Source organism: Undibacterium sp. Ji50W (genome assembly GCF_049340445.1).
In the GTDB taxonomy this organism is placed as follows: domain Bacteria; phylum Pseudomonadota; class Gammaproteobacteria; order Burkholderiales; family Burkholderiaceae_D; genus Undibacterium.
In genome coordinates this window covers 1-602 of record NZ_JBMPOX010000070.1, presented here as the reverse complement: position 1 = coordinate 602, position 602 = coordinate 1, and the positions used below count along the sequence as shown (strand labels likewise).

1 protein-coding gene is annotated in these 602 nt (G+C 49.2%); it reads left to right on the top strand.

The window, feature by feature from the left end:
- Nucleotides 1-512: transposase (locus ACO0K9_RS28045; RefSeq protein ID WP_422990687.1), on the top strand; the 512-nt coding region annotated here is incomplete at its 5' end.
- Between the last annotated feature and the right edge of the window lie 90 nt (nucleotides 513-602).

Here is a 602-nt window from a genome sequence, read left to right as displayed (position 1 = left end):
TGGAGAGCGAAAGGCAGAGTAAGATGAAACGAGTACGCTATACGGCAGAACAAAAGGAATGGGTAATTCAACAAATGATACCTCCCATCAATCGTGCCATTGTGGAATTAGCCCAAGCCACAGGAATCACCACGCCCACTCTGCGATGTTGGCAGAAAGAAGCGAGAGCAGAAGGAAGAATTGTGCCAGGAGACAGTAAATCTAGTGACCAGTGGAGTAGTGCAGATAAATTCAGAATTGTGCTGGAAACAGCCGGTTTAAGCGAAACTGAATTATCAGCTTATTGCAGGAGAAGAAGCATTTATCCAGAGCAAGTCAGAGAATGGAGTCTGGCCTGTGAACAAGCCAATGAGCCTTTAGTACAGTCCCGTCCTAGTGCTAGCCAAACCAGACGCATCAATGAACTGGAACGCAAGCTCATCAAGAAAGAGAATCAACTGGCAGAATCGGAGGCACTGTTGGTTTTAAGAAAAAAAGCCGAGGCGATCTGGGGAGTGGCAAAGGAAGAATGATAGCCGCCCCGGATCGCCTTGGTGCCCTGCACCTGATTGACGACGCCGTTGCTGCTGGTGCACGCCAGCATCTGGCTTGCGAACTGCTAG